This is a genomic window from Yoonia sp. R2-816, from assembly GCF_046762905.1.
Lineage (GTDB): Bacteria > Pseudomonadota > Alphaproteobacteria > Rhodobacterales > Rhodobacteraceae > Yoonia.
Genome location: NZ_JBKQXN010000311.1, coordinates 517,962 through 541,393, shown reverse-complemented (window position 1 = coordinate 541,393; position 23,432 = coordinate 517,962). Strand labels below are relative to the sequence as shown.

At 58.0% G+C, this 23,432-nt stretch carries 22 protein-coding genes; 8 read left to right on the top strand and 14 right to left on the bottom strand.

Features of this window, described 5'->3' with window-relative positions; genetic code table 11:
- Positions 1–1,185 carry a hypothetical protein gene (locus ACFWW2_RS20515; RefSeq protein WP_393931262.1) on the bottom strand — a complete coding sequence of 395 codons (1,185 nt, stop codon included), beginning with the start codon at positions 1,183–1,185 and terminating at the stop codon, positions 1–3.
- 72 nt (positions 1,186–1,257) lie between these two features.
- Here ACFWW2_RS20515 and ACFWW2_RS20510 point away from each other — a divergent pair, with 72 nt between their 5' ends.
- Positions 1,258–1,794: an Hsp20/alpha crystallin family protein gene (locus ACFWW2_RS20510; RefSeq protein ID WP_393931260.1), complete on the top strand. Its 537-nt coding sequence runs from the start codon at positions 1,258–1,260 to the stop codon at positions 1,792–1,794.
- Between the two features lie 112 nt (positions 1,795–1,906).
- On the opposite strand, the gene ACFWW2_RS20505 is transcribed toward ACFWW2_RS20510, so the two are convergent.
- Positions 1,907–2,206: a chaperone modulator CbpM gene (locus ACFWW2_RS20505; protein WP_393931258.1), complete on the bottom strand. Its 300-nt coding sequence runs from the start codon at positions 2,204–2,206 to the stop codon at positions 1,907–1,909.
- Between the two features lie 7 nt (positions 2,207–2,213).
- A complete protein-coding gene (locus ACFWW2_RS20500; RefSeq protein ID WP_393931256.1) occupies positions 2,214–3,086 on the bottom strand; it encodes a DnaJ C-terminal domain-containing protein in 873 nt (290 codons plus the stop codon).
- A 128-nt stretch (positions 3,087–3,214) separates the two neighbouring features.
- Here ACFWW2_RS20500 and ACFWW2_RS20495 point away from each other — a divergent pair, with 128 nt between their 5' ends.
- A complete protein-coding gene (locus ACFWW2_RS20495) occupies positions 3,215–4,069 on the top strand; it encodes a universal stress protein (RefSeq protein WP_393931254.1) in 855 nt (284 codons plus the stop codon).
- A gap of 96 nt (positions 4,070–4,165) precedes the next feature.
- Here the strand turns inward: ACFWW2_RS20495 and ACFWW2_RS20490 are convergent, their stop codons facing one another.
- Together ACFWW2_RS20490 and ACFWW2_RS20485 are read right to left on the bottom strand one after the other, a co-directional pair.
- Positions 4,166–5,254 (bottom strand): Gfo/Idh/MocA family protein, encoded by a 1,089-nt coding sequence (locus ACFWW2_RS20490; RefSeq protein ID WP_393931252.1) that lies wholly within the window; start codon positions 5,252–5,254, stop codon positions 4,166–4,168.
- Between the two features lie 6 nt (positions 5,255–5,260).
- Entirely contained in the window at positions 5,261–5,968 is a 708-nt protein-coding gene (locus tag ACFWW2_RS20485; protein WP_393931250.1) for a GntR family transcriptional regulator, read from the bottom strand.
- A 103-nt stretch (positions 5,969–6,071) separates the two neighbouring features.
- Between ACFWW2_RS20485 and ACFWW2_RS20480 the strand changes: the two genes are divergently transcribed.
- The 4 genes from ACFWW2_RS20480 to ACFWW2_RS20465 all read left to right on the top strand — a co-directional run bounded on the left by ACFWW2_RS20480 (position 6,072) and on the right by ACFWW2_RS20465 (position 9,758).
- A complete protein-coding gene (locus ACFWW2_RS20480) occupies positions 6,072–7,229 on the top strand; it encodes an LLM class flavin-dependent oxidoreductase (protein WP_393931248.1) in 1,158 nt (385 codons plus the stop codon).
- A complete protein-coding gene (locus ACFWW2_RS20475; RefSeq protein WP_393931246.1) occupies positions 7,229–8,125 on the top strand; it encodes an aldo/keto reductase family oxidoreductase in 897 nt (298 codons plus the stop codon). Before ACFWW2_RS20480 ends, ACFWW2_RS20475 begins: the two co-directional genes overlap by 1 nt.
- A complete protein-coding gene (locus ACFWW2_RS20470) occupies positions 8,125–8,628 on the top strand; it encodes a flavin reductase family protein (RefSeq protein ID WP_393931244.1) in 504 nt (167 codons plus the stop codon). Before ACFWW2_RS20475 ends, ACFWW2_RS20470 begins: the two co-directional genes overlap by 1 nt.
- 311 nt (positions 8,629–8,939) lie before the next feature.
- The gene (locus tag ACFWW2_RS20465; RefSeq protein WP_393931242.1) at positions 8,940–9,758 is read left to right on the top strand and encodes a class I SAM-dependent methyltransferase; all 819 of its coding nucleotides are present in this window, start codon (positions 8,940–8,942) and stop codon (positions 9,756–9,758) included.
- A gap of 12 nt (positions 9,759–9,770) precedes the next feature.
- Here the strand turns inward: ACFWW2_RS20465 and ACFWW2_RS20460 are convergent, their stop codons facing one another.
- From ACFWW2_RS20460 to xylF, 8 genes are all read right to left on the bottom strand, one after another.
- Positions 9,771–10,970: a glycerate kinase gene (locus tag ACFWW2_RS20460; RefSeq protein ID WP_393931240.1), complete on the bottom strand. Its 1,200-nt coding sequence runs from the start codon at positions 10,968–10,970 to the stop codon at positions 9,771–9,773.
- Complete coding sequence (locus tag ACFWW2_RS20455; RefSeq protein WP_393931238.1) at positions 10,933–12,192, bottom strand: hypothetical protein; 1,260 nt, start codon at positions 12,190–12,192, stop codon at positions 10,933–10,935. Before ACFWW2_RS20455 ends, ACFWW2_RS20460 begins: the two co-directional genes overlap by 38 nt.
- On the bottom strand, positions 12,189–13,142 hold the full coding sequence (locus ACFWW2_RS20450) for a hypothetical protein (RefSeq protein ID WP_393931236.1): 954 nt from the start codon (positions 13,140–13,142) through the stop codon (positions 12,189–12,191). Before ACFWW2_RS20450 ends, ACFWW2_RS20455 begins: the two co-directional genes overlap by 4 nt.
- A 75-nt stretch (positions 13,143–13,217) precedes the next feature.
- A complete protein-coding gene (xylA, locus tag ACFWW2_RS20445; protein ID WP_393931234.1) occupies positions 13,218–14,522 on the bottom strand; it encodes a xylose isomerase in 1,305 nt (434 codons plus the stop codon).
- Complete coding sequence (gene xylB / locus ACFWW2_RS20440; RefSeq protein WP_393931232.1) at positions 14,519–15,958, bottom strand: xylulokinase; 1,440 nt, start codon at positions 15,956–15,958, stop codon at positions 14,519–14,521. Before xylB ends, xylA begins: the two co-directional genes overlap by 4 nt.
- Positions 15,958–16,710: an ATP-binding cassette domain-containing protein gene (locus tag ACFWW2_RS20435; RefSeq protein ID WP_393931230.1), complete on the bottom strand. Its 753-nt coding sequence runs from the start codon at positions 16,708–16,710 to the stop codon at positions 15,958–15,960. The genes xylB and ACFWW2_RS20435 overlap by 1 nt, the downstream gene beginning before the upstream one ends.
- Positions 16,710–18,005: a sugar ABC transporter permease gene (locus tag ACFWW2_RS20430; RefSeq protein ID WP_393931228.1), complete on the bottom strand. Its 1,296-nt coding sequence runs from the start codon at positions 18,003–18,005 to the stop codon at positions 16,710–16,712. Before ACFWW2_RS20430 ends, ACFWW2_RS20435 begins: the two co-directional genes overlap by 1 nt.
- Before the next feature lie 131 nt (positions 18,006–18,136).
- Positions 18,137–19,168: a D-xylose ABC transporter substrate-binding protein gene (gene xylF / locus ACFWW2_RS20425; RefSeq protein WP_393931226.1), complete on the bottom strand. Its 1,032-nt coding sequence runs from the start codon at positions 19,166–19,168 to the stop codon at positions 18,137–18,139.
- Positions 19,169–19,379: 211 nt separating this feature from the next.
- Here xylF and ACFWW2_RS20420 point away from each other — a divergent pair, with 211 nt between their 5' ends.
- Both ACFWW2_RS20420 and ACFWW2_RS20415 read left to right on the top strand, forming a co-directional pair.
- The gene (locus ACFWW2_RS20420; RefSeq protein WP_393931224.1) at positions 19,380–20,645 is read left to right on the top strand and encodes an ROK family protein; all 1,266 of its coding nucleotides are present in this window, start codon (positions 19,380–19,382) and stop codon (positions 20,643–20,645) included.
- Positions 20,642–22,105, top strand: coding sequence for a CRTAC1 family protein (locus ACFWW2_RS20415; protein WP_393931222.1), 1,464 nt, complete (start codon positions 20,642–20,644; stop codon positions 22,103–22,105). Before ACFWW2_RS20420 ends, ACFWW2_RS20415 begins: the two co-directional genes overlap by 4 nt.
- On the opposite strand, the gene ACFWW2_RS20410 is transcribed toward ACFWW2_RS20415, so the two are convergent.
- Positions 22,102–23,421 (bottom strand): cytochrome-c peroxidase, encoded by a 1,320-nt coding sequence (locus ACFWW2_RS20410; RefSeq protein WP_393931220.1) that lies wholly within the window; start codon positions 23,419–23,421, stop codon positions 22,102–22,104. The genes ACFWW2_RS20415 and ACFWW2_RS20410 overlap by 4 nt on opposite strands.
- Positions 23,422–23,432 lie beyond the last annotated feature (11 nt).

Here is a 23,432-nt window from a genome sequence, read left to right as displayed (position 1 = left end):
CTAATTTTCAATTGGTTTCATATCTACGTCATAGGCGTAGCCGGGATTACCGATCAGTCGGTTGAACAAAGCACTCGCCATTGCCCCAATGCCCAAAAGAACCAACGTATAATTGACGACCCAACCTACAAACGGAATGAAGTTCAGCAATGTGACAAGACATACTGCGACGGCGAGCACCGACAACCGGACCAGAATTGACGGGTCCGAGGGACCACCCAAGGCCAGCGTCGCCCGCATCGCGATAGCATAAGCCGCCAGAACGTAACCCAAGGTCCATGCGACGATAATCAGCAGTAGGGCGAAGGGCACAAATGGGATTCCAAAAATTGTAAGCGCGGTAATCGGCACCAGACCAAACAGCATGGACAAACCCAAGATACCAAGCAGAAAGATGTGGCCCGGGCGCTCGGCGATTTCACGACGCATGCTGGCGACGTGTTTGGGTGTGAAGGTCAGGAAAATGCCGCCGATCAATATGAAGAATGCCAGCGTCACAATGAACGCCGATAGAAGCGTTACAAAGGTGGGGAGGATGGGCATCTCCACATCATCCCAAGTCTCGCGCATTTCTTGCCACATGGGGCGGTTGGTCAGTACCTCGAATTGGACACGATCTGCCGAGATCACCCGTTCGGGAATGCTGATCGGCCGTTCGGCAGAGTATGTCAGCACGCCATCAATCCGAGCATTCGGGCCAAAACTGATCTTTTCGGCGGCAAGCCGTACATCACCGCCAATTGGCGCATTTAGCGTCACCTCCGCACTTGCAATCGACAAGGCACCCGCGACCGTCCCATCGATGACGACGGATCGCCCCAGAAAACGGGCATTTCGGTTAACCACCGCAGCGGATGTTAGACGAACGCTATATCCCATAGCGGTCACATCTTCCGCGACATTGGAACCGATCGTAACCGACCCACCCATCACATAAAGATCCGCCTCCGTATCAGTATCAACGTCCACATCCATGCCCGCGACATGCACGTCGCCGTCGGCGACGCCTGCGATCGACACAATCTCACCAGCTGCGAACACATCGCCTGCGGCACCGTAGGTTTCGGTAATTGTTGTTCCGGCAGCAAAACTATCACCGCCGTTCGAGGCCGACATAGTCTGGGCGTCACTGGCAGTAGCCAACGCGAAAGCGGCGACAACGGTGATGATCTTGAGGCTCCACATGACACATCCTCAGCTATTGCGGTGTGTCATCGTTTTAGCGCTGTCGGGAATACGACCCATTGACGAAAATCAATGCAGGGCGCAGCGCTTCATCTTATGAAAGAACCCTCGATTGAGATGAAAGGAAGTGCAATGGATAACCAAATCACACCGCGCCCCACTGATCCGCAGCCTTTTTTTGAGACGCTGCAGGAAGAGATGGAGCGAATGATTGATCGTATGCGTTTCAGTCCGACGATCCGCGGAACAGCATCTCGTCTCGGACTATCCGGCCAGATGATGCCCGCAATTGATATGAGCGAAAGCGACGACATGGTGGAAATTACCGTTGAGGTGCCTGGCGTGGACAAGGACAACATCGATGTGACCATCAATGGCGATGTTCTGACAGTCAAAGGTGAAAAGTCCAACGATCGCGAAGAAAGCGACAAGAGTTATCATCTGATCGAACGCAGCTATGGCCATTTCGAACGACGGGTTCCTTTGGGTTTTGTGCCAGACGATGATGCCGTAACTGCAGCATTCGATGCCGGGGTGCTGAAACTGCAAATCCGTAAACCGGCCGAGGCGAAAGCGGCGGTGCGTAAGGTCAAAATCTCCGGCACCTGAACGTTTGTTGGCCGACCGCGCGTCGGCCAATGAGACAGGCGAGGGTTTGCAAAATCCAACAGCACCCGCTCTCTATTGGCAAAACTTAGAAAAGTGTGACAGCTTTTCCCGATCAGCGACCGATCTGCGCCAATTTACGTGACAGTGCATCGCGCTCTTCGATCAGGTCGAGAACCAGAGCAACCCCTGCAAGATTGAGACCCAGATCATGAGTCAAACGACGCGCCTTGCGCGCTCGAAGTACATTGGGCGGTGAAAAACGCCAGTCAGAGGCATCGCGCCCCAATGGGTCAAGCACACCATAGTCGACCAGGGCGACAACCCAATCGACCTTTACATGGCAGAATTGGCTCAATTCGGTGAGCGTCAGCGCCTCGATAACCTCAACTGAACTTGGACTAGCGCGTCTCATATGATGATCACTCCCTCGCTCGGCGCGGATCAAAACGGAACTCCCGCGCCATGTTCTCATATAGTTCCTTGGCTTCCGCAGATTTCACGGGCGGATTGACGATCAACAGCGTCGCAAAAAGATCACCGGCCACAGCACCAGGCAGCCCCCTGCCCTTTAAGCGTAGTTTCTGACCGCTCCGCGCATTCGGCGGCACCCTGATCTCCACTTTACCGCTGGGCGTCGGCATTGCGACACGCGCGCCCAACGCCGCCTCCCAAGGCGTGACTGGCAGATCCACCGAGATATCGCGACCATCCAAGCGAAAAATTGGATGGGGTTTTACCGCCACCTCCGCAATCAGCTCAGTTCCATCGGCTTGCAGGCGCAGATGTTGACCCTCTGATAGGCCTTTGGGAATATCGATATCCAACGTTTCGGTGCGCCAAACGACACGACCCTGCTGATCCAATTGCGGCAGGCGAAGTTCCACCCGCTTGCGGGCACCGACAAAGACATCCTCCAGATCAACTTCCAACCGGACATGCTGCACCGCACGCTGTGCAAACCCGCCGCTGCCAAAAGCTTTGAAGATGTCATCAAAATCAGCCGCACCTGCCCGGCCCATATCATCCGGTGCAAATCCAAAGCCGCCATCCCAGTTCGCCTGAGGTCTGGGGTTCTGCCAATCCGCCCCGTACCGATCATAGGCGGCGCGCTTTTCAGGATCGCGCAGCACATCATAGGCCTCGCTCACCGTCTGGAACATCTGCGCCGCGTCAGCGCCAGTATTTACATCAGGATGATATTTGCGGGCCAGCTTGCGATAGGCCCGCTTGATAGCATCATCTGACGCATCTCGGGCAACTCCCAATACCTTGTAATAGTTGTCTGCCGACATCCTGAATGCTCTGATTTCCGTTTCGAATAAAGTAGCGTGGACGTCCGTAAGGCGATTGATCAATCTCAATTCGGGGCCGGGCTGGAGGCTCTAGAAATACAGCAGCACCGCAAAAAACGGAGAGCCTCATGCAAAACCAGACCATCCTTGTCCTTCAGGGGCCCAACGGCACCGATCAGGACCTTGCGCACCTTTCCGAAACCGCGCGCGCACAAAACGCGTATCTGTCGGTTCTGCATATCGGACCGGTCCAGCCAATTCCCGTCTATGCTTACGGGGGCATGCCCTATGGCGCCGTCGAAGTACCGCATAAATGGGTGCAGGAGCGTCAGGCGCTCGCCGCGGTAATGGAAGAAAAACGCCAACGCAGTAACGCCTTTTTTGAGAAGGAAGGCATATCGGGAGAAGCAGGCGTGATCTGTTCATTTCCCGCGTCGCTGGATGATGATGTGGCGCCGCGTGCCATGCTTTGCGATGTTGCCGTTCTCCAACACGATCTGCGGGAAGATGAAGAAGCATATCGCAAACTGCTTTTTGGCCTCCTGTTCAACTCACCGGTCGGTGTCGTCATCAATTCGCACCAGACAGCCGCGCCGCTTGCTCCCAAAAAGGTTTTTGTGGCTTGGAACACAAGCGCCCCTGCAGCCCGCGCGGTGCATGAGGCGCTGCCGATGCTCAAGAAGGCCGAACATGTAACAATCGGCACTTTCGACGCGATCAAGAAGGAAACAGCAGATGGTGAAGAGCCGGGCGCCGATCTTGCCAAATGGCTCAGTCATCACGGCTGCACAATTACAGTAGAGCAATATCAGACGAACGGCGCTGAGGTCGGCGAAGCGATCATGGCGCACGCCAAAGAGGTGGATGCCGATCTGATCGTCATGGGTGCCTATGGCCAATCGCGCCTTCGCCAAGCGGTCTTTGGTGGCACAACGCGGACAATGATCGAACAACAGGACGCTGCCGTGATGCTTGCGCATTGATGTCACTGTTTGGCGACGTACTTGCGGAGATGCTGACTTGAGAGGGGGTAGTTGCCCCCTCTTTCGCTTCCCTTACGCTGAGCGAATAAGCCGCTGTTACAGTGTAACGGCTTGCCCTGTCCGCGCGCTCTCCTGCGCAGCCAGACCGATTTGGATCGCCATGGCGCCATCTGCCAGTGTCACTTCAACCTCGCCTTCGCCACGCAGAACTGCATTGAAGCGCAGGTGCTGATAGAAGGTGGAGCCGTTGTGATCCCCGGCATCCAGCAGTGCGGGATCAACGGGAATTTCTGACACATATGGCCCCTTTGGCGCGCGCGGGCTGATGATCATCTGCGGCACAGGCGGATCACCCAGCAGTTTCGGCCAGAACCGTCCCGGCCCCGGCACAAGCGCCTCGATCTTGCCCTTGGGGCCCACCGCGCTGATCTCTTCCTGCCATTTCGACCCTTCGGCAAACATGCACAGTTCCAGCATCGCCCGCGCGCCCTTGGCGAAATCGAGAATCACGTAGCCATTATCCCAGATATCCGGCGCCACCCCATCATAACGCTCATCAATATGGTTCAGCGACTGCCCCGCACTTGCCATGACCCGCACCGGCTCATCATCCAGGATCAAGCGCATCAGATCGAAGAAGTGGCAACATTTCTCAACCAGCGTGCCCCCCGTCTTGGCGTTGAAGCGGTTCCAGTCACCGATCTTCGGCAGAAACGGAAAGCGATGCTCGCGGATCGTCAACATCTTGATCCCGCCCGTGGCTTGCGCGGCTTGCGCGATCAGGGCCGCAACCGGGGGCATGTAACGATATTCCATCGCCACCCAGACCGGCTGCGGATAGTCCTTGAACAAGGCGTCCAGAACAGGTGCATCCACTGGGTTTGTGTAAAGCGGCTTTTCACACAGGATCGGTATCGGTCGTGTCGCCACGATCTGCTGCAACTGCTGGACATGCAGATAGTTCGGGCTGACAATCACCACCGCATCCAGTGCCTCGAAAGCCAGCAACTCCTCCAGCGAACCCGCCACATGCGCATTCTCTGCCAAGGTACCCGCAGCCTCAGCCAGTTCCGAAACCGGGTCGTAGACCACCGACACCCGGCCCTGCGGCAAAAGATTGATATTCTGGATATGTTCGCGGCCCATCATGCCGCAGCCGATGATCCCGTAATTGATCGTGCTCACGTTTGTCTAACCTTTGCCCATGCGAGAGATGTAAGTGGCGCGCCGGGCATCATACCAGGTGCGCGAAAACTCGGTCGGTTCCCCGGTCGCGGTCCGGCTGATCCGTTCGATGTAACCGGTGGTTTGCCCGGCTTTCAGATGAAAAACATCCGGTACCCAGTCCGGCACCACTTCAACGCCAATCCGATCCTCAACGCTGGCAATCACCAGCCCCAATTCATGGCGATAAAAGTGATAAAGCGACTCTGACAAGTCATCTTTCACGATGACATCTCGCTGTGCCCGATCCAACCAAATCTCCTCAAGCGCCACCAAGACACCATCCAGTGATCGTAGCCGCCGAATGCGATGCCCCTCCGGATGCCCTCCCAACTGTGCAAAGCCTTCAGGCTTGGCCAAGCGATCCACGGAAAGCACCTCTGCCGTCGGCAAGCCGCCGCCTTTCAGCAGTTCCAACCGAAAGAAGGCATAAACCGAATCTACGACCGGACGATGCCGCACATAATTCCCCGACCCCTGCACACGGTCCAAAAGCCCCTTGGCTTCCACATCCGCCAATGCCTTGCGCAAGGTCCCTACGGCGACACCCAGATCTTCCGCCATTTCCCGCTCTGGCGGCAGGCGTGATCCATCTGCCAGATGCCCGGCGGCAATCTCGCGGATCAGCATTTCGCTCAACTGGATGAATTTCGGCAGGGCTGAGGTCTTTGCCATATCGACCCCTCCCTGGGTGGCAAAAGAAGATTGATACACTATTGTTGCACATAAATTCGCGTGCTACGCAAGAGGCAACAACACATCTCGGGGAGGAGAATCGATGACCATTGTCCCGATCACTAGTGCAGATCTTGACGCCGCCGAAGTCAGCTGGTTTTCCGCCCTGTGTTCAGACGATTATCAATTCCTCGGTGTCCCCGACGGCGACCTGCGCTCAAGCTGGGAGCACTGCCGCGACATCGCTCTTACGGCAGAGGAACAGGGCTTCCGCAACATCCTCGCCCCCTCGTCCTATCAGGTCGGACAGGACACGTTATCCTTCGTCGCTGGCATGGCCCCGCTGACGACTAAAATGAACTTCCTCGCCGCAATCCGTTGCGGCGAAGTCCAGCCCATCATGCTCGCCCGCACCATCGCGACCCTCGACCACATGCTCAAGGGGCGGCTAACCCTTAACGTAATCAGCAGCGATTTCCCGGGCGAGGTTGCCGAAAGCGCCTATCGCTACAAGCGCTCTCATGAGGTCGTCGAAATCCTGCGCAAATGCTGGACGCAGGACGAGGTCAGCTATGAAGGCGAGATCTACCAGATATCCAAACTCACCACTGACCCTGCTAAACCCTACCAGCAAAATGGCGGACCACTCCTCTATTTCGGCGGCTATTCACCCGCTGCGCTCGAACTCTGCGGTGCGCAATGCGACGTCTACCTGATGTGGCCCGAAACCACTGACATGCTGGAACAGCGCATGAAGGACGTGAATGAACGGGCGGCTGCGCATAACCGCACGCTGGATTACGGTCTGCGCGTCCACATGATCGTGCGCGACACCGAACAAGAAGCCAAAGAATACGCCGACTACATCGCGTCCAAACTGGACGACGAATACGGCAAACTGATCCGCGACCGCGCCCATGACAGCATATCGCTTGGCGTGTCGCATCAGGCTCGCGCACGGGAACTAGCCGACAAATACGGATACACCGAACCCGGCCTCTGGACCGGCGTCGGCCGCGCCCGCTCCGGCTGCGGGGCGGCCCTTGTCGGCTCAACGGATCAGATACTCAGCAAAATCGAGGCCTATCAAAAGATGGGCATCCGTGCTTTCATCTTCTCGGGCTACCCGCATATCGACGAGGCCAAGCATTTTGGCAAACGCGTCATGCCCCACTTAAAAACTTGCTCGCTCCCCCACGAATACGGGCGCGTGCCATCCGAAACACCAGCCACGCCGCTTGGCACAGGACCCCGCCGCTAATGGACCGCATCCAGATCACCGACGACCTTTCCTTCAGCCGCATCATCTATGGCATGTGGCGCTTAGGCGATGACAGCGACACCTCGCCCGCTCATGTACAGGCCAAGATTGAGGCATGCCTCGAACAGGGCATCACCACCATGGATCAGGCCGACATCTATGGCGGTTACGAGGCCGAAGAAGTGCTGGGCAATGCTCTGAAAGCCGCGCCTGCGCTCAAGGACAAGATCGAGATCGTCACCAAATGCGATATCGTGGCACCTATGGGCCGGTACAGCGATGCGCGCGTCAAATACTACGACACCAGCCGTGACCATATTACTGCTTCCGTCGATCATTCCCTGCGGTTGATGAACATCGACAGGATCGACACCCTGCTCATCCATCGCCCCGACCCAATGATGGACCACCATGAAACGGGCGCTGCACTGGACGACATCGTCGCCTCCGGCAAGGTCCGTTCCGTCGGTGTCTCGAATTTCAAATTGCACGACTGGCTGCTCCTGCAGTCGGCGATGAAGACCAAGCTCATCACTAACCAGATCGAACTGTCGCTCAGCGCCCATCAGGGCTTCACCAACGGTGATGTCGCCTATCTGCAGCAACGCAGTATCCCCATCATGGCGTGGTCGCCACTGGGCGGCGGCACGCTGGTCTCCGGCGAAGGCAATGCGGAACTGCGCACGGCAATGACCAAAGTAGCGCAAGCCAGTGATACCGATATCGGCGCTGTTGCCGTGGCCTGGCTGCTGGCACATCCAGCCAACATCATGCCCGTTATGGGCACCAACAATCTGAACCGGATCAAAGTGTTATCGGACGCATTGAAGGTTGGGATGGACCGGCAAACCTGGTTCGAACTCTACACAGCCGCCCTCGGGCAAGAGGTGCCATGATGGACGCAGGGACCATAGCAACCTTCGACCCCAGCACGGATGCGGACAGCTTTCGCGGCGCGCTCGGCACATTTGTGACCGGTGTGACAGTGGTGACAACCGACAGCCTGGAAGGTCCCGTTGCCATCGTCGCCAACAGCTTCGCCTCCGTCTCGCTCGACCCACCTCTTGTTCTATGGTCCCCGGCAAAGTCATCAAAAAGGTTCGAGCACTTTGCCGGCTCTCGCCGCTTTGCAATTCATGTGCTCAGTGCAGACCAGCGTGACATTTGCGCAGCCATCATAAAGTCCAAAACGGCAATCAAGGATGTACCGACACATCTGTCCCACTGTGGCATGCCAATTATCGAGGGGGCGCTTGCCACCTTCGAATGCAACCTCGAAACAACGCATGATGCCGGCGATCATGTGATCGTCGTCGGTCTCGTGACCAAGGCCCACCACAGTGGTGGCGCTCCCCTCGTTTTCCATGCCGGCAAGTACGGAGCTTTCAAGGAAAGCTAGGTGCCAAACGGCCACTCGACCGGAAACTGGTGCAAACACTCAATTTGAGGTATGGTGCTTGCAGGTTCGGCAACGATTTCGCCGGTGTCCTGTCATTAAGCGACCGCCTTTGGGCAAGATTGATCCGTCCTTTTCAAGGCGTAACGCATTGGAGCGGAAAGGGATTATTGATGCTTGACGCACGTCAAGGTTGCAATCATGCAGCAGCAAAGCCATGGACCAATATCACATTTGATGTAAAATCCGGTAAGGATACGCCTTTTGGGAACCTGGTTTGGTGTCCGGATTGTCATCGCGGGTTTACAACCCGCATGCCCACTGACGCCGAGATCGCGCAACACTACGACCTGGAAAGCTATTACACGCAAGGCAACAGCTCGCATATGCCGGAGGTCAAACCAACATTGGCAGACCGCATTCTGACCAAGCTGGCCTGGACGTTTGATGATCCCCCGGCACCGCTACCGGACACGATAGCCGAAAAATGTCCCAATAAAGGGCGACTCCTTGATATCGGCTGCGGCAAGGGCGCCCTGATGGCCGATGCCAAAGCGCGCGGCTTTGAGGTTGCGGGTGTAGAGCCTGACCCCGCAGCGCGTAAGGCTGCAGCCGAAGACGGTATGATCACGAGCAATGGGACTGCCGAGCATCTACCGCCCGAAATCAAAGGCGAGACCTTCGATGTCGTCACAACCACCCATGTTCTCGAACACTGTATTTCGCCGCGCAAGGCATTGGAGAATGCACGCAAATGCCTGCGGCGGGACGGTACGCTCTATTGTGAGGTGCCGAACTGTGGCGCGCTGTATTTCCAGCGAAACGTGCAGATTTCCGAGATGCTTGATGTGCCACGGCATCTTCACTTCTTTACCAAAGACTCTCTTCAAATACTCTGCGATGCGGTTGGCCTGAAAATTACTGACTGGCGCTATCACGGATACACCCGGCATTACAAAGCGGCGTGGCGGGCGTGGGAAAACAGCATCCATCAGCGGATCAAAGCGCGTGGTGAAACGCCTGAAGGACCAAATCGCAGCTTTGCCCGGTCGCTCAAATTGATCCTTGATACGGCGAAGGCGGCGCCGGACAAGAAATTCGATTGCATTGGTTTCTTTGCGACGCCCGCCTAAATGGACATAGGTTCAGCCTGACCTGATCAGCACACCAAGGTCAGCAACATTGGTGCCTGTTGCGCCGGTGATCAGCAGATCGTCGGCCATTTTCAGAGCCTGGTAGCTGTCATTGTTGTTAAGGAACGCCTCAACATCGCCGCCAGCCTTGGCAATTCGTTGCAACGTACCCTGATCGACGATGCCACCTGCCGCATCGGTCGGACCATCGCGCCCATCGCTGCCCCCTTGCAGGCACGTCCATTTTGTCCACCCACGAAGCGAGGCCTCAATCGCAATGCGCAATGCCAGTTCCTGATTGCGACCACCCTGCCCCGTCCCTTTCAAGATCACCGTGGTTTCACCGCCCCAAAGGGTCGTGCCAAGACCGGCCTGATGACAAATGAACGCCGCTGCATCTGCGACGTCGCCTTCAACCGGTGCTGGGATGACAAAGGCACCTCTGGTCGCAGCCGCCATCGCCGCCACGCTTTGACTATTCGATCCGACAAGGATGTTTCGCGAAGATGGCAACACTGCTGGTGCCGGCGCGCCCATCAGATGGTCTCGCACAGATTGGGGCACGCGATCCCACAGTCCGGCCTGATGCAGCAGCGCCATGGCATCGGCGGCCGTCCCAAGAGGGGCAACCGTCGGCCCGCTTGCGATGGCGGACAGGTCGTCACCTACAACATCGGACAGGATCAGCGCCGTCACCGGATGCGGTGCAGCTAGGCTCAAGAACCCACCACCCTTAAGGTCGGACAGCTGTTGCCTGATCAAATTCATCCGATGAATCGCCAGCCCGGAACCCAGCAGCAACTCATTAACCGAGGCTTTGTCAGCAAGGGTAAGTTGCCCTGCCGGGGCAGGTAAAAGCGCGGACCCTCCGCCCGAGATTAAGGCCAGCACGGGTCCACCAGCAGATCGTAGCGCGGCAATAACGGCACGCGCGGCAAGTGTTCCGTTTTCATCGGGTATGGGATGACCAGCCGCAAAGACATCGGCGCCTTTCAACGCCTTTGCGTTTGCATAGTTGGTGACCACGATCGTGTTGGTCTTTGGGAAACGCTCCAATGCCGCCTGAGCCATAAGGCGCGCCGCCTTGCCCACCGCAATGATAGTCGCTGGTGCCTCCAAATCTCCGATCACGTTGGCGACAGCTGCGTAAGGATCGGCCGCTTTTACCCCGGCATCAAAGATGCGCAGCGCGCGCGCTCTGGGTCTGTTCATCAACCTTATCCTCCTCCCACTTGGGGCGCCCCCTTCGCTCAGATATTAGAGCAGCCATACGCTGTACTACCTGCAACTCCACTTCGGCATTGGGTGATGTGCTCAGGGCTGGCATGGAAAGTGCAATCAGAACACGCGGTTGCACGCAGGCCAGCATGATATGCGTTGCGCTATATGTTTCAAAAAGGTGGGCGATATGGTCATCCGCCAACGCACCCAGACTTGGCGGGTCCATGCGGCGCAAGACGGGGGCAGCCTCAAAGATCGCCCGCAGTGTATCGTCCTGCAAGCCGCGCACGTTCTCCTCTTTGATGATGACCGCCCCTTGCACAAGCGGATGCGATTGCAGATCGCGCAGGAACGCGATCGGATCATCGGTTGACGCTGTCGCCATATGACGTAGCAGCCCCCAACTTTGCTCCTCAACCCGCAGAGTTCGGGCATCGTTAAAGATCGCAACGAGAAACATTGCCGTCATGATCGACGCAATGGTCAAAAGTGTGCCGTCCCGACCCAACTCGCCAAGAAAACCAATCATCGCACCGACTCCAACCGAGGCCAGAACCATGACAACAAGGTTCATCAGCGTCGCCCGATGCCCAAGATGGGTGCGACCAAGCCCAATCGCCAGCCAGCACAGGATCAGAACGCTGAGCGCCGAGAACTGGACCGGTAGCCCGATATACAGCAACATGAAATCGCCAAAGGCCATGGGAATGAACAGGATCAGCGACCAGCCCAATCGCGTTACCATCGTGTTCTCACTCAAGCCCAGTGATGCCCTGTCGCGGGTCAAGATCAACCATCCCGCCAGACAGAACGCGATCATCTGAAAAGTCAGAAGTGCAATTAGCCGAGGTGGATCAAGGCTCTCTGCGTACCAAAACGCGCTCAAACCAAAAACCAACGTCCCACCTGCCACAAAGGCTTTCACCAAAGGGGGCGAGTGACGGCGCAATAAACCTTCGGTCAACAGCAGCACGGCAAGCGGTATCAGCCCTGCAGCCAGCAATTCAAGAATACGAAAAACCGGCGCACCGGGCACAATTTGCAGAATACGGCCTGCAAACAGCATCATCGTCACCCTGATGCCGAACAAGAACCGGCGGTTGATCGGATCCCATCCATCCCGGCGGATCAAAACATTCTGCAAGCTCAGAAGGCCCAGCAAGGCACCGCTGGACAGAAACAATTCGGTCAGCACCGTCGCCGCAGCGATCATTTGCCCTGAACCTTCCAAGGTCTCAAAACAGAAAACTGGGTCCGGCTGTCGGCCCAGTAAATGACCGGTAGGATAAATCTGCGCAACGCAACCAGAATGCCGGCAACCAGCAGACCAAAAATGGCGGATTTTGGCACCTCGCGCGCCAGATATGTCCGCATCGCTGACAGGTCCATCTGGCCCAGCTGGATCACATCATCGCCGCGCTCATAATCCAACTGCTCCGCGCAAAATGTGTTGTAGTGATCGTCGCGATGCTTTGGGGCCTCTTCCCAAGTCTTCTTCAGATCATCGGACCCGCCGGTATAGGCATTGGTGATGACAAACCTGTCCTCGTCGAAGCCTGCATCATCGCCGACGCCAAACACCTCGCGATGATCGTCCAGTATGTGGCGCGCCAGCAATAGATGGTTCAGCGTCCGCCTCCCGCCTTGCGGCTTGGGCCAAACATTCGAAAACATCTCTGACACCATACCGACAACCGAAGGGACCTGCGTGACATTCGAAACCCAGACAGGCCGAAACTGGCGTCGGAAAAAGATCAGAAAACAGGTCAGTCCATAAAGCACCCATGACAGGTTCTTGGACCTTTCGTCGGGGTCGACCATAACAAGACCCAGATGAAGAACTTCGGTCGGTTGCGGGGCCGTTTCCAAGGTCATCACCGCCAGTGCGTTAAACGCAATCGGCGTACCGTCACGTCTGCAAACGAGTGTGATGATCACGTCCTCCAGACGCGACCTATCACCGGAAAACACACCGTAAGTCAGGCTACCTGCGTACAATGTAAGTCCGGCGATCCTGCGCAAATCGCCTGACAGCGCCGCAATCTCAGCCGGGTCCATCCATGCACCGGGCCGCTCGACAATCCGTACGACATAGTCGGACCCCGACCGCAAGGTCACGTCCATATGCTTGCGGCCGAGTGTTTTGATGACCGTGCCGATCACTGCGCAATCCCTGTCCCTTTGAAGGGAAGGTTAGGCAGCGCGCGCGAAAGGCACAAGGTCAGGTTTTCCGGGGCCTTACAGGTAGCGGTTCACCAGATTTTCCAGCCGCTCCTGACGACCGGAGCGCGGCTCTGGATTGATGTTGTCGCGGACAACACAATCATAACACTGATCCAGCGTCGCTTGCGTCAGCAGTCCCTGCGCATCCGGCGTGTCCCAACCTGCATAGCGTTCATCGCGCGCCGCCTCCAGCTTGCCATCTTCCAGCATCGCAGCGGCGGCTTTCAACCCCGCGGCACAGGCATCCATCCCGCCAACATGCGCAAGGACCAGGTCTTCGGGATCAAGGCTTTGCCGTCGTAGCTTCGCATCGAAATTTGTACCTCCGGTGGTAAAGCCACCGGCCCGCAGCACCTCGTAATAGGCCAGCGCCATTTCGGGCACATTGTTCGGGAACTGGTCGGTATCCCAGCCGGACTGGTAATCATTCCGGTTCATATCGATCGACCCGAAAATCCGCAACTCGCGGGCCAGCGCCAGTTCATGCTCAAACGAATGGCCCGCCAGAATGGCATGGCCCTGTTCGATATTCACCTTCACCTCGCCCTCAAGGCCAAAGTCCTTGAGGAACCCGTACACCGTCGCCACGTCGTAATCATACTGATGCTTCGTCGGCTCTTGCGGCTTGGGCTCGATCAGGATCGCGCCTTTGAAGCCCAATTTGTGCTTGTAATCGACCACCATCTGCAACATCCGCCCCGCTTGCTGGCGTTCGCGGCCCATGTCGGTGTTGAGCAAAGTCTCATAGCCCTCGCGCCCACCCCAGAGGACGTAATTCTCACCGCCCAGCTTGATCGTCGCATCCATGCAAGTCTTGATCGTGGCCGCCGCAAAGGCAAACACATCCGGGTCAGGATTGGTCGCCGCCCCCGCCATGAACCGCCGGTGCGAAAACAGGTTGGCCGTGCCCCACAGTAGCTTGACCCCCGTCGCATCCATCTTTTCTGCAAAGTAATCAACGATCTGTTCGAGGTTCTTCGTGCTCTCGGCAAACGTCGCCCCCTCGGGCCGCACATCCACGTCGTGAAAACAGAAATAGGGCACGCCGAGGATTTGGAACATCTCAAACGCCACATCGGCCTTCAGCTTCGCCGCCTCCATCGTGTCGCTGAACCAAGGCCGTTCAAAGGTCTGACCACCAAACGGATCGCCACCGGGCCATGCAAACGAATGCCAGTAAGCACAGGCAAAGCGCAGATGGTCTTTCATCGGCTTGCCCATCACCACCTGACCGGGGTCGTAATGACGAAAGGCAAAATCATTGTCGCTGTCCGGCCCTTCATAGGTGACCGCCGGAATACCTTTGAAGAAATCGGTCATGTCAGTCCTTTCAATACGTGATAACTCGCGCGATAGCGCGCATGCGCTGCGGCAAAATATTCTGTCAGCGCGGTATCAGGTTCAATCACCCGTGCGATCTTGGACACCGTGGCAATCTCCACCCCCGCCCCGGTGGCGGCCATCATGCCCAGGCGGGCCGCGCCGTAAGCGCCACCAAGATCGCCGTCGGCAGGCAATTCGATGGGTAGGTTGAGCGAGGTTGCAATCGCTTTGACCCAATAATCGGATTTCGACCCGCCACCGACCGCAATCAACCGCTCGATCCGCGTGCCCGTGGCCGACAATGCATCATAGCAGTCGCGAAACGCATGCGTCACACCTTCCAGCACCGCCCGTGTCAACGCCGCGCGATCCGTCGCATGATCCAGATGCAGGAATGATCCCCGGATAGCTGCATCATTATGCGGCGTCCGTTCTCCCCCCAGATAGGGCAGGAACAATACGCGCCCCGGTGGCTGCAGCGCCCTAAGATCACCGGTCAGCTGCGCCGCTGGTGCACCAGCCACACCGGCAAACCAGTTCAGCGCATCCGCTGCGGCAAGGATAACCCCCATCTGGTGCCACATATCCGGCAGGGCGTGGCAGAAGGTGTGCACCGCCGTCCCTGCATCCGGCTGATAGGCATCGCTGGCAGCAAAAAGCACGCCCGACGTGCCCAGTGACACAAACGCATCGCCCGCCTTCACCACGCCAACACCCACGGCACTGGCGGCATTGTCGCCGCCACCACCGGCGACAACGACACCCTTGGGCAAACCCCAGCGGCTGGCCAGTTCATCCCGAACTTGCCCCGATACCTCCGACCCTTCCACCAGTCGGGGCATCTGCACGCGGGTCATGCCAGTCGCCGCCAACAGATCATCCGACCAATCACGCCTGCCCACATCCAGCCAGCTTGTGCCGGCCGCATCCGACATCTCCGCCACAGCCTCGCCCGTCAGCCATAGGCGCAGATAATCCTTGGGCAGCAGGACACGGGCAACACGTGCGAAAATCTCCGGCTCATGCCGGGCGACCCAGACCAGCTTGGGTGCGGTAAATCCAGGAAAGACGATATTGCCGGTCAGCGCTCGAAAGCGCGGATCGGCATCCAATTCAGCGGCCTCCGCCGCCGACCGCGTATCATTCCACAGAATACAGGGGCGCAACACTTCATCATCGGCATCCAGCAAGGTCGCACCATGCATCTGGCCTGACAAACCGATACCGCGCACCCCGTCTAGGGGCCTCTGCGCCGCCAGTTCACGCATCGCGGCATCGGCAGCGTCCAGCCAGGTGGCAGGTGCCTGCTCTGACCATCCCGGCGCGGGGCGCACCGCCTCCAGCGGCGCTGTCGCCTCTGCCAGAATTGTCTGGGCGTCATCAATCAATACGGCCTTGAGACCCGAGGTCCCCAGATCAAGGCCGATATACATCAGGCCGCCAGATGTTCGGGCTTCTTACCCGCGATGATCATCGCCAGCAGATCATCAGTCGACACATCATCGACCTTCACCACACCGACCAGCTGACCGTTCTTCATCACGGCCGCCCGGTCGCACAGCGCCTTGACCTGATGCACGTCGTGATCGATCAGGAAGATGCCCAGCCCCTGACGCTTCAACTCCTGGATCAGCTCTGCCACCATCTGTGTTTCTTGCGGACCGAGCGCCGCTGTCGGCTCATCCATGATCAGGATCTTGGCATTGAAATACACCGCCCGGGCAATCGCAACTGATTGGCGTTGACCACCCGACAGGGCCGATACGGGCGCATGGAATTTCTGGAAGTTCGGGTTCAGCCGGCCCATGATCTTGCGCGTTTCCGCCTCCATGCTGGCATCGTCGACCGTTCCCAGCGCTGTCGTCAGCTCGCGCCCCAGAAACAGATTGGCGGCAGCATCCAGATTATCGGCCAGAGCCAGCGTCTGATAGATCGTCTCGATATGATAGCGGCGGGCTTCGCGGGGGTTGTTGATCTCAGCATGTTCGCCATTGATCAGGATTTCACCCGCATCCTTGCGATACGCCCCGGACAGACACTTAATCAGGGTCGATTTCCCAGCCCCGTTATGGCCCAAAAGGCCCACAACCTCACCCGGATAAAGATCCACACTCACATGGTCGACGGCTTTGACACCGCCAAAGGCAATCGAGATATCGCGCATTTCAACAAGAGGTGCCGCCATTAGTGTGCTCCCAGTTTCTTACGATAGATGATGTCGATCAGAACCGCGACGACAAGAACGAAACCCACGACAATGTTCTGAAACGGGGCATCCACGCCCACCATCGCCATGCCCGACTGCAGCGACTGCATGATCAGCGCACCCAGGATCGCGCCATAGATCGTGCCGATCCCACCGGATAGGGCCGTGCCCCCGATGACTGCCGCTGCAATGACACGCAACTCGTCCAGAATACCGATGTCATTGGAATGGAACGACAACCGGGCCGATGCAACAACAGCAGACAACGCACACAGGAACCCCATCAGCGCAAAAATCTTGACCGTCAGCAGCCGCGTATTGATCCCCGACAGTTCCGCCGCATCCGGGTTTCCGCCGGTGGCAAAGATATAGCGGCCAAACCGGGTCTTGGAGGCGATGATTGTCATCGCCACAGCAACGCCAATCAGCAGCAACACCGAAATCGGTAGACCATATGCGGCGGAATATCCTTCCGGTACTTCCAAACCTTGCGCCGCGAAGTCACGGGCCAGCACACGCTCGGGGATCTGATAGCTATTCAGCATCCAGATGAAACCCATGATCCCGGCGACGACAATACCGGCGACCGCAGTCTCAGCCCAAGCAGGTTTGACCGGAAAATCATGACCGATCTTGGTCCGGCGAGCATTGTACAAACCAATCACCGCAACGACCGAGGCGATTACCCCGAATATCCATGACCAGGTTTCCCCCAGCGTCCCGGAGATACCACCGAAAGCCTGAAACGTCTCATCCAGCGGGCCGATCGTTTGACCATTGGTCAGATACCAACCGACATTGCGCCAGACCAGCAAACCGCCCAGCGTCACAATAAACGCCGGGATGGTCAGATAGCCGATCAGCCAGCCATTGAAGGCACCAATCAATGTCCCCGCAATCAGACCACCGGCAATCGCCAGCCACGGCAAGGCCGGATTGCCCAGCTCAAGCCCAAATGTCGACAACAGCCAGTTGGTCTGCAGCATCGCCATGATCGCCGAACAGGTGGCCAGAAGCGATCCAACCGACAGATCGATGTGGCGGGTGACGATGACGAACACCATGCCAGTGGCCATGATCGCCACAGATACGGTCTGGATCGTCAGGTTGAATATGTTGCGCGGGGTCAGGAAACGCCCGTCAGTCAGGACATTAAAGACCAGACAGACCAGAACGAAGGCGCCAATCATACCCAAAAGCCGCGTATCGACCTCAAGCGTTGACAATAGCGACCGGCGCGGGGGATTGGCCGGAGATACGGTTTGATCGGACATAGTGTGATACTCCATCGCGGAGAAGTGGGGCAGATCGCGCAGCACCTCCCCATCATGCAGGGCAGCCGGCGGTCTCTACAAGAATTGGTTTGGGGATGCCCCGGCCAGCGACCGGCTGGGGCAAAGCCGTCTTAGTTACAAGGTGCGGGGCCGTTGCTGACACCCTGGCACAGCGCCTCGACAGTGATCCAGCCAGCGTCGGTCACAACTGACAGATTGTCAGCGGTGATCGGCACAGGTGCGAGGAACAGCGATGTCATGGCTGTGCCACCGGGCGATGTCCACTCTTCGGACCCGATCACGGTCGACATCGGTGCGCCGCTTGCCATGGCCACGGCCACCTGACCGGCGGCGTAACCCAGATCGCGGGCGTCCTTCCAGACAGACACGGTCTGTGTGCCAGACGCAACGCGGTTCAGCGCAGCGTGGTCACCGTCCTGCCCGGACACTGGAATACCTTCCATACCCTGCGCAGTCAGCGCGGCAACAACACCACCGGCGGTGCCGTCATTGGATGCCACAACCGCGTCGACATTGTTGTCGTTGGCGGTCAGGATCTGCTCCATGTTGCGCTGTGCGTTCGCTGGCAGCCAGCCATCAGTATAGGCTTCGTCAACAATGGTGATCGCGCCGCTGTCAATCGCCGCCTGCAGCACTTCCTGCTGACCACCACGCAGGAAATCCGCGTTCGGGTCGGTGGGCGAACCCTTGATCATGACATAGTCGCCTTCTGGCTGGGCAGCCAGAACCGCACGGGCCTGCATACGGCCTACCTCGACGTTGTCGAATGTCAGGTAAAACGCACGGCTGTCCTCGATCAGACGGTCATAGGCGACAACGGGGATGCCCTCGTTGGCCGCAGCTTCCACTGCCGGCCCGATGGCCGATGCGTCCTGGGCCAGAATGATCAGGGCGTCAGCACCCTGCGCAATCAGGCTTTCCACATCCGACAGCTGCTTTGCGGATGACGACTGCGCATCTGCAGACACATAAGTTGCGCCAGCGGCTTCCAATGCGGCCTTGATCGCGGCTTCGTCGGTCTTCCAGCGCTCTTCCTGAAAGTTCGACCAGCTGACGCCGACCGTGACACCGTGCGCATCTGCAAGAGCGGCTGAATTGAAACCAACCACAGCAATGGCAGCGGCAATAATAGATTTATGCATGTGTTCCTCCCAGAAAACCGGCCCCCATGCACCGGGGGCGTGGGCCTCGTGACCCTACGTCGCAAGGATGACAAATTAATTTCAGTTGTCAAAATAAAAATTGCCCTATTTCTGAAAAAAAATGCTTTGAGTGTGCCGAAATATTCGGCACACTCCAATTTACCCCAAGATATCGGGGTTCGCACAGCTTTAATAATTCAAGCCATGAAGTATGTATGACATAGACAGCGCCACAGGTGACGAATCATCGGCCAGTTCGGGCTGCGGGCCAATTTTGCCGACGGCGAGCGAAAACGCCAAACCATTGCGTCAGCAGATCTTTGAACATGTCCGCGCCGCTGGCCGTGCCGCACGAACTGACGTGACCCGCGCGCTGGGGATTAGTGCAGGTTCTGCCACCACATTGACAGCTGATCTGATCGCAGCCGGCCATCTGCGCGAGGTTGAAGGCCTGCCGCGCGAATCGGGGCGCGGCCGCCCCCCTGTCGCATTGGAAGTCGTCCCAGAAGGGCGCCACGTCATTGGCATTAAGCTGTCTGACGAAACCCATTCTGCCGTTCTCACCGACTTTGCTGGTCGGATGTTGGCCGATGCGTCGCTGCCGACGCCGCCCACCCGCAAAACACTTGATGAGCTGCTGATCGAGATGGGCACTTTGATGGACCTGGTGCTTCAGGCTGCCAACAAGACGATGGCCGACGTCTCGGCCGTAGGTGTCGGCATGTCAGGCATTGTCGATCACAAGACCGGCACCGTGCCATGGTCACCACTGATGGCCAGTCGCGACATCGATATGGCAACCACGTTCCAGACCCGTTTTGGCGTGCCGCTTCACGTCGATAATGACGCCAACGTGCTGACACTTGCCGAATTATGGTTTGGGGCCGGTCGATCCATGTCCGATTTTGCGGTGGTCACTATCGAACACGGCGTTGGGATGGGCGTGGTCCTTGATAATCGCCTGTTCCGGGGCGCACGCGGCATGGGTCTGGAACTCGGCCACACCAAGGTCCAACTTGATGGCGCGCTGTGTCGCTGTGGTCAGCGTGGCTGCCTCGAAGCCTACCTCGCCGATTACGCCCTCGCCCGCGAGGCCGCCACTGCGCTGCACCGCAATCCGCGCAACCTGCAAAGCCCCAATGCCATGCTGGATGCCCTCTTCGCGCAAGCAAAATCCGGCAATAGTGCCGCCCGCACCATATTTCGTCGCGCGGGACGCTACCTGTCTGTGGGCCTCTCAAACGTCATCCAGCTTTTTGATCCCGAACTGATCATTCTGTCGGGTGAACGGATGCAGTACGATTACCTCTACGCCGACGAGGTCCTTGCCGAGATGCATGAACTCACCCTCAGCGACGGGCGCACGCCGTGTCGGATCGAAACGCACGCCTGGGGTGATCTGGTTTGGGCGCGTGGTGCCTCGGCACTTGCTTTGGCGGCGGTCACTGACACCGCGTTAGGCGAAAACCGGACATGATCCGTGCCCTGCCCGCACTGCTGCTGGCCACTACCGCCAGCGCCGATCCACTGTTTGAGGACCGCTCCGGCGGTTTGCCAGAACACATCTATGGCGGCGGCTGGGAACATTTTGTGGGCGGTGGCGTCGCGGTTTTTGATTGCAACGGTGACGGTCTGCCCGACATCTTTGCCGCAGGTGGCGAAAATCCGGCAAGCCTGTTCATCAATCAGGGTGACTTCACATTCGCGCGCGCAGATTTCCCCGAAATCATCGGTGTCACCGGTGCCTATCCGCTGGATGTTAACGCGGATGGTGCGCTTGACCTTTTCATCATGCGGGTCGGCCAGAACGAACTACAGATGGGCACAGGCGACTGCCGCTTCGCACGTGGCCGCGAACTACCCCTGCGCGATGACTGGACCACAGCCTTCACCGCGTGGTGGGACGGTGACGCCCTGATCATGGCCATCGGCAACTATGTCGATCGCTCTAACCCCGACGGCCCATTCGAGGCCTGCGACGACAACTACCTATTGCGCCCCGGCTTGGGCCACTATTCCGTCTCCGCCCTCAATCCCGGCTTCTGCCCTCTGTCTATGCTCGCGGCCAATGACGCGCGCGGACGACCCACTTTGCGCATCTCCAATGATCGTCACTATTACGTGCGCGGCGGGTATGAGCAGATGTGGGACATATCCGAAGAACGTTTTCTCGGCGCAGACGATGGGTGGCAGAACGTGTCGCTCTGGGGCATGGGCATTGCCAGTCGGGACTTGAACGGTGATGGCAGGGACGAGGTGATGCTGACCTCAATGGGGGACCAGTTGATTCAAATCGCACAATCCGATGGAACCTATCAGGCCGCACCCTTCAGTATCGGAACCTATGCGCAACGTCCCCATACCGGCGGGGATGGACGGCCATCGACAGGCTGGCATGCGGAGTTCGGTGACATCGACAATGACAGCAGGCCCGATCTTTTCATCGCCAAAGGCAATGTCGATCAGATGCCAGGGCTTGCGATGAAAGACCCCAATAACCTCTTGATGCAACAGGACGATGGCACCTTTGAAGAGGCGGCGGAGACAGCTGGCATCGCCACAACCGACAGATCACGCGGCGCAGCCCTGGCCGACTTTGACAATGACGGACGGCTTGATCTGGTCGTTGTCAATCGACGCGCGCCGATGGAGTTGTATCGCAACATTACGCCCGACACCGGCAATTGGCTGGCCATCGCATTGGACCAATCCGGCGGCAACCGCAACGCAGTCGGGGCAACAGTGACCGTTCGCGCTGGCATGATCACACAGACCCAACAGGTCACCGTCGGTGGCGGGCATGCCAGTGGCAAGGCTCTGCCTTTGCATTTCGGCATCGGTGATGCGCCCAGCGTCGCAATCCAGATCAGGTGGCCCGATGGGTCCAAAGACACTTATCAGGGCACGGCCAACACAGCCCTGACCTTCAGCCGTTAGCGGGGGCGATCCACTGGCAACCCGCTTGGTACGGTATCAGGCACACCCAGACGCCCTTCCAGTGCGGCCGGATCGGTGAGCGCATCCAGAAACGCGATCAAGGCAGTGACCTCTTCATCCGCCAACCGCAATGGCTCCACTGAAACAGCCGCTGCAATGGCATCACTATCAGCCAGCCCCCGCGCATCATCGACAGGCATCCGGGGCAAAACCGCGACCCTCAAGTCGTAGCTCTGCAATCCGGCCACCGGATCAAGATGCGCCTCAACAAAGGCGCGCAGTCCCGAATAGGCACCTGCGTGACCATAGGGTCCTGTCAACGCAACATTCCGCAGGGATGGCGTGCGAAACGCATAAAGATCCGCCGGATCACCCGTCACCCGAAAGCGGCCCTCATCGCGGGAATGAGCCTCGAACCGGGCCGCTTTACCCGGCCCAATCTGTGGTGTTCCCATGGCGTGAAACTGATGATCGGTTAAAAACGGGCCGCTGTGACAGGTCGCACAACCTGCCTTTCCATAAAACAGGTCCATGCCCATAGCAGCTGGTTCCGGCAGCGCACCCTCCTCCCTCAACACAGCATCAAACGGTGCATTGTCTGATCGCCATTCAAAAGCCATGAAAGCCGCAATCGCGTTCGAGATATCGGTAAACGCAATATCATCAGGCGCCCCTATGTGATCGTAGACGGCGACAAACTCATCCGCGTAGCCCGGAATCCCTGCGACCCTTCTGGAAATGATGTCCCAGGCACCGCCCTCTCCAGTGATAACACCACGGCGCACGGCCTGTGCCACATCATTCTCGCTATAATGGCCTGCCATTTCATCGGCGCTCAGGACAGGGAACATGGTCTGTGCCGACAAAAGCGAGGCAAAACCAGCAACCATATCGGCGTCCAGCGGGGTCCGCAGACCACCGGGCAGATCCGAATCAACCTCGATCCGACCGTCATGAAACAACACAGTGAATTCCTTGGCCCCCAGATTGAACAAGGCGGGGGCGTTGCGCGGGATGCGCTGCTCAGGCGGGTTATCGGGGTTCACCACCCGGTCCGGCCCCAGGCCAAGACCCCCGTCACCAATACCCAGTGATATGCCATCGCTGGTGCCAAAGGCAGGATGATGGCAGGTCGCACATGACACCTCGCGATTGCCCGACAGGATCGGGTCGTAGAACAGCAATCGGCCCAGGCGGGCCTCCTCCGCGCGGATGGGAACGAAATCATCGTCAGTCACCGGCGCAGGGACTGTATCTGCAATCACCTGCGTCCCAAGGACCAGGGCCGCACCAGTGATCAATAGACGATGTTTCATGAAATGCTTCC